Annotated in this window: 8 protein-coding genes; 3 read left to right on the forward strand and 5 right to left on the reverse strand. The window is 70.4% G+C overall.

Going from position 1 to position 5786, the window contains the following annotated elements:
* From RJ1_RS44100 to cobC, 4 genes are all read right to left on the reverse strand, one after another.
* Window positions 1-486: reverse transcriptase-like protein (locus RJ1_RS44100; protein ID WP_143169607.1), on the reverse strand; the 486-nt coding region annotated here is incomplete at its 3' end.
* Window positions 444-1181 carry a zinc ribbon domain-containing protein gene (locus RJ1_RS44105; protein WP_073370931.1) on the reverse strand — a complete coding sequence of 246 codons (738 nt, stop codon included), beginning with the start codon at window positions 1179-1181 and terminating at the stop codon, window positions 444-446. The genes RJ1_RS44105 and RJ1_RS44100, both read right to left, overlap by 43 nt.
* Window positions 1182-1279: 98 nt before the next feature.
* A complete protein-coding gene (locus tag RJ1_RS44110; protein WP_073370934.1) occupies window positions 1280-2419 on the reverse strand; it encodes a Nif3-like dinuclear metal center hexameric protein in 1140 nt (379 codons plus the stop codon).
* Window positions 2416-3450 carry an Rv2231c family histidinol phosphate aminotransferase CobC gene (gene cobC / locus RJ1_RS44115; RefSeq protein WP_073370936.1) on the reverse strand — a complete coding sequence of 345 codons (1035 nt, stop codon included), beginning with the start codon at window positions 3448-3450 and terminating at the stop codon, window positions 2416-2418. The genes RJ1_RS44110 and cobC overlap by 4 nt, the downstream gene beginning before the upstream one ends.
* A 29-nt stretch (window positions 3451-3479) precedes the next feature.
* Here cobC and RJ1_RS44120 point away from each other — a divergent pair, with 29 nt between their 5' ends.
* Genes RJ1_RS44120 through RJ1_RS44130 form a run of 3 tightly spaced genes read left to right on the forward strand, consistent with a single transcriptional unit; the run spans window position 3480 to window position 5566 of the window.
* Complete coding sequence (locus RJ1_RS44120; protein ID WP_073370939.1) at window positions 3480-4181, forward strand: HAD-IA family hydrolase; 702 nt, start codon at window positions 3480-3482, stop codon at window positions 4179-4181.
* A complete protein-coding gene (locus RJ1_RS44125) occupies window positions 4168-4641 on the forward strand; it encodes a low molecular weight protein-tyrosine-phosphatase (protein ID WP_073370941.1) in 474 nt (157 codons plus the stop codon). The genes RJ1_RS44120 and RJ1_RS44125 overlap by 14 nt, the downstream gene beginning before the upstream one ends.
* 43 nt (window positions 4642-4684) lie before the next feature.
* Entirely contained in the window at window positions 4685-5566 is an 882-nt protein-coding gene (locus tag RJ1_RS44130; protein ID WP_073370944.1) for an SURF1 family cytochrome oxidase biogenesis protein, read from the forward strand.
* Here the strand turns inward: RJ1_RS44130 and RJ1_RS44135 are convergent.
* Window positions 5507-5786, reverse strand: a 280-nt coding sequence (locus RJ1_RS44135; RefSeq protein WP_174695091.1) for a cobalamin biosynthesis protein, incomplete at its 5' end; no start/stop codon positions are given. The genes RJ1_RS44130 and RJ1_RS44135 overlap by 60 nt on opposite strands.

The following is a 5786-nucleotide window of genomic DNA, read 5'->3' on the forward strand; positions in this document are numbered from 1 at the left end:
GCCGTCCATGGGCTCGGCGGCGGCGCCGTCCATGGGCTCGGCGGCGGCGCCGTCCATGGCCTCGTTGGCGAGGCGGTCGGCGTGCGAGTTCTCCGCCCGCGGAATCCACGTGTAGGTGACTTCGTCGAACTGCCGGGCGAGAGTGGACGCCTGACGGTGCAGCGGAATCATGTCGGGGTGCTTCACCTTCCAGCGCCCGGACATCTGCTCGACGACCAGTTTGGAATCCATCCGCGCATCCACCTCGGACGCGCCGAGGTCGGCGGCGGCCTCGAGTCCGGCGATCAGACCCCGATACTCGGCGACGTTGTTCGTGACGATCCCGAGGCTTTCCTTGCGCTCGGCGAGGACGGTGCCGCGGGTGGCGTCGAACACCACGGTGCCGTAGCCCGCAGGTCCGGGATTGCCGCGCGATCCACCGTCCGCCTCGAGGACGACGCGACTCACAGACCCGACTCCTTGGTACGCACCAGGATCGCGCCGCATTCGGAGCATCGCACGACGACGTCGGGTGCGGTGCCGGTGATGCGGGAGATCTCGCCGCGGTCGAGTTCGATGCGGCACGCTCCGCAGCGCCGCGCCTGCAGCAGCGCCGCACCGACGCCGTTCTGGCTGCGCTGCTTCTCGTAGACGGCGATCAGGTCGGAGGGGAACTGGTCGGCGAGGGCGGCACGGTCCCGGGTGCAGCGCTGCTCCGCGGCGTCGAGATCGGCGACGGCGTCGTCGCGGCGGCGGGAGGCGTCGATGAGGTCTTCCTCGATCTGCGACAGCTGCGCACCGGCGTGGTCGTGGTCGGACTGCGACGCCTCGCGCCGCTCCATGACCTCGAGCAGTTCGTCCTCGAGCAGTCCCTGACGGCGCACGAGGCTGCCGAGTTCGTGTTCGAGTTCGGTGAGCTGCTTCGACCCGACCGTTCCGCTCTGCAGAAGCGTGCGGTCGCGGTCCTCGCGCTGACGGACCGCGTCGACTTCGCCTTCGAGCTTGCGGATGTCGCGGTCGAGATCGTCGAGGATGATCTCCACGGCCACGGCCGCGTCCTTACGTGTAACGCGTTCCGCCTCGAGCCGCTCGACTTCCTGACGCTCCGGAAGCGCGGTGCGTCGGTGGGCGATCCTCGACAGCTCCGCATCGACGCCGGCGAGGTCGAGAAGCTTGGACTGCACCTGTGGTTCGACGTTCACGCGTGGTAACTCCTGCTGTCTTCTGTGAAGGGATCTTCTGTGCAGATTGCTGAGTGTCAACCGTACCCCGGCGCATCACGGGTTTCGGCCGGACGGCGCTACAACGACGACGCGCTGACCGACCACGGATCTGTCCGGACCGCCGACACCCGCACCTGCCATTCCGGGGTCTGCGCGAAAGCGGTGTCCAGCACGCCCTTCGCTTGTTCGCACCACGGTTGCTCGCTCGCCCAGTGCGCGACGTCGATCAGAGCCGGACCACCGGCGCGCAGGTGCTCGTCGGCGGGGTGGTGCCGCAGATCGGCGGTCACGTACGCGTCCACACCGAGTCGGGACACGGCGTCGAGAAAGGAATCGCCTGAGCCCCCGCACACGGCGACGGTGCGGATCGTGGCGTCAGGGTCGCCCGCGGCCCGCACACCCCACGTCGTGGCGGGCAGCGCGTCCGCCACCCGGTCGGTGAAGTCGCGCAGCGACAGCGGCTCGGGTAGCTCCCCGATGCGCCCGAGTCCGCGGGGGCCAGGGAACGTCGCCATTTCGAACACGTCGAACGCGACCTCCTCGTACGGGTGGGCGGCGCGCATCGCGGCGAGGACCCGCTGCCGGATGCCGCGCGGGGCGATCACCTCCACCCGGCTCTCCTCGACACGTTCGAGCGCACCGACCGCGCCGAGTGCGGGGTTCGCGCCGTCGGTCGGGAGGAACTGGCCCTGCCCGGTGACGGACCAGCTGCAGTCGCGGTAGTTGCCGATGTGTCCGGCGCCGGCGTCGAACAGCGCGCGACGCACCGTGTCGGCGTCGCCGGCGGGGACGAGGACCACCCATTTGTCGAGGTTCTCGGTGGGGTGCGGCTCGATCGGCCCGGTGACGGTGAGCCCGAGCGCCGCCGCCAGTGCGTCGGAGACGCCGGGGTCCGCCGAGTCGGCGTTGGTGTGCGCCGTGAACAGGGCGCAGCCGGCCTTGATCAGCTTGTGGACGAGCGCACCCTTCGGGGTGTGGGCGCCGACGGTGTCGACGCCGCGCAGCAGCAGCGGATGGTGGACGAGGAGGAGGTCGGCGCCGGCGTCGATCGCCTCGTCGACCACCGCGGCGGTCGGATCCACCGCGACCGTCACCGTCGACACCGTGTCCTCGGGGTCGCCGCAGACGAGGCCGACGGAGTCCCACGATTCGGCGAGGGCGGGCGGGTACGCCGCATCCAGGGTCGCGATCACGTCGGCGAGACGAACCGGATTCACAGGATCTCCTTCATCGCGTCGATCAGCGCATCGGTCTGCTCCCGGGGGCGCACCGCGACGCGGAGGAAGTCGGGTCCGAGTCCGGGAAACGTGTCGCAGCGCCGCACGGCGATGCCGCGCTCCCGCAGGTGCTTGCGCATCAGTTCGCCGTCCGGCAGGCGGAGCAGCAGGAACGGCGCGACCGCGGGCTGGTGCACTGCGACGCCGATCGCGGTCAGCCGCCGAATCATGTCGTCGCGCCACTCGCCCAGCACGACGGCGTGGTCGCGGGCGGCGGCGACGGCCTGCGGTTCGCTGCACGCGGCGATCGCTTCCACCTGCAGGCTGCCCAACGGCCAGTGCGCCCGTCCCACCTGCAGGCGTTCGAGGATCTCAGGGGACCCCAGCGCGTACCCGCAGCGCAGTCCCGCCAGCGCCCACGTCTTGGTGAGGCTGCGGAGCACCAGCACGTCGGGCAGCGAACGGCCGGCCAGCGACTCGCCCTCGTCCGGCACCGCGTCCGCGAACGCCTCGTCGACCACGAGGATCCGGCCCGGACGACGCAACCGCAGGATCTGCTCGGCCGGGTGCAGCATCGACGTCGGGTTGGTCGGGTTACCGATCACCACCAGATCGGCGGATTCCGGGACCACCGCGGAGTCGAGGACGTACGGGTCGTCGAGCAGCACCTGTGTGACGGGCACCTGCGCCTCCCGCAGCGCCCACTCCGGCTCGGTGAACGACGGGTGGATCAGTGCCGCCTCCCGGACTCCGAGCCGCGGGAGCAGCGAGAAACCCTCCGCGCCACCCGAGAGGAGCAGCACCTCCTCGGGTGGCCGGCCGTGCCGGGACGCCACCGCGGTCCGGGCCGCGCGATCGGCCGCGACCGTCGGGTAGGAGCCCAGGCTGGGCAGCGCGTCGGCGAGGCGGAGTCGCAGCCAGTCCGGTGGCCCGTCGCCCTGCACGTTGACTGCGAAATCGAGGAGTCCGGGCCCCGCATCCACGTCTCCGTGATGACGCAGGCTCTCCCGGCTACCGGCACGAATGTCCACAGCTGTCGAGCCTAAGGGACAATGGTCCGGTGACATCTCTCTCCACCTCCGCGTCCTCCGCCCCTGCTGCCCTGTCGGCACCCATCGTGCTGTTCGACCTCGACGGCACCCTCACCGACTCCGCTCCCGGCATCCACGCCGGGTTCCGCCACGCGCTCGCGACGATCGGGCAACCGGCCCCGACCGACGAGATGATCGACGCCGTGATCGGCCCGCCGATGATCGACACGTTCCGGTCGATGGGGCTGGACGAAGACGTCGTGCAGCAGGCGGTCTCGGCCTACTTCGAACGCTACGACAGCGTGGGATGGGCGGAGAACGCCGTTTTCGACGGCATCGAGAAGGTGCTCGTCGACGCCCGCGACAGCGGCAGACGACTCGCCGTCGCCACGTCGAAGTCGGAGCGGTTCGCGATCCGCATCCTCGAGCACTTCGAGCTGGCCCACTACTTCGAGTTCATCGGCGGCGCCAGCGACGACGGCAGCCGCCGCGCCAAGTCGGACGTGATCGCCCACTCCCTCCGGAACCTGGGGGTCACCGCCACCGAGGGCGCCACCCCCGACGTCCTGATGGTCGGCGACCGGGACCACGACGTCCTCGGCGCCGCGCACTGGGGCATTCCCGCGGTGTTCGTCGAATGGGGTTACGGCTTCCCTGCCGAGGCGGAGCGCGCGCATGCGACGGCGGGGACCGTCGCCGACCTCGGGAAGATGCTCGATGACGCGGCCTGACACTCCGCTGCACGTGACGTTCGTGTGCACCGGAAACATCTGCCGCTCCCCGATGGCCGAGAAGATCTTCGCCGAGCATCTCCGCCGGGAGGCCCTCGACGACCGGGTGATGGTGAGCAGCGCCGGGACCCACGGCTGGCACGTCGGCCGCGAAGCGGACATCCGTACCAACGAGACCCTGAAGGTGAACGGGTACCCGACGGGCCACACGGCCGCGGAGGTCGGGCCGTTCCATCTCGGCGCGGACCTGGTGGTCGCTCTCGCCGCGAACCACGACCGTGAGCTTGCGCACATGGGTGTGCCGGACGAGCGCCGCCGGCTGCTGCGCAGTTTCGATCCGGATGCGGACACGTCGTCCGTCCCCGACCCTTTCTACGGGGACCTCGAGGACTTCGAGCGGGTCCGCCTCCAGATCGAGGCGGCGGTGCCCGGGCTGCTCGACTGGGTGCGCAGCCGGTAACCCACGATCAGGGTCCCCACCTGCGAGCGGCTACCGTGGAGGCGTGCGAAGGCTGAGATTTCTGTTGCGACCCGGCTGGTTGGTGTTGGCCTTGGTGGTCGCCGGATTCGCATTCATGTGTTTCTACGTGCTCGCGCCGTGGCAGCTCGGCAAGAACACGTCGACGGAGCACCGTAACCAACTGATCGCCGACTCGGTCGACGCCGACCCTGTCCCGCTGGAGAGCCTGCTGTCCGGCGCGGCCCCGAACTCGGACGACGAGTGGCGCCGCGTCACCGCGACCGGCTCCTATGTCCAGAACAGCGACCTGCTGGTCCGGTTGCGGTCCATCGACTCGCAGCCCGCGTACGAGGTCCTGACCCCGCTGCAGCTGACCGACGGCCGCACGATCCTGGTCAACCGCGGCTACGTCCGACCGGTCCAGGGAACCGAGCCGCCGCCGGTGGATCCGCCGCCGGCCGGGCAGGTGACGCTCGACGGTCGCGTCCGCAAGTCCGAGGGCACCATCCCCGGCAAGGAGCCGATCGACGAGAACGGGCTGCGGCAGGTCTACTACATCGACGCGGGGCAGATCGGCGGCTACATCGGCACCGATCTCGTCGACGCGTACGTACAACTCGAACCCGATCAGCCGGGCGGCCTCGGCACCATTCCACTCCCGCAACTCGACGCGGGCCCCTACCTGTCGTACGGCTTGCAGTGGCTGGCGTTCGGCATCATGGCCCCACTCGGTCTCGCCTACTTCATCCGGGCGGAGTGGCGTGAACGTCGCAAGGAGAAGTCCGCGAAGTCCTCTGCGGACCCCGCTACGGCTCCCGCACCGGCGGCCCGGAAGAAGCCGTTCACGCGCAGCAAGCCGGTGGAATCAGCGCCGCGAACGGCGACGGAAGTGAAACTGGCCGACCGCTACGGCAAGGGCCGCTGACACCAGCGCGGCGCCGCACTGCACGGCGACGGACAGCCGTACCGCGCGGGTGAGGTCGACGGGTTCCGGTGACGGACCGGATCCGAGTGACGGTCGCATCTCGACGCCGTGCGCGTATTCGGTGCGCCCACCGAGCGAGATCCCGAGGGCCCCGGCCGCGCTGGCCTCCGCCACGCCGGCGTTGGGGCTGGGGTGCTCGGAGGCGTCGCGCCGCCACGCC

It is taken from the genome of Rhodococcus jostii NBRC 16295 (assembly GCF_001894825.1).
Taxonomy (GTDB): domain Bacteria; phylum Actinomycetota; class Actinomycetes; order Mycobacteriales; family Mycobacteriaceae; genus Rhodococcus_F; species Rhodococcus_F jostii.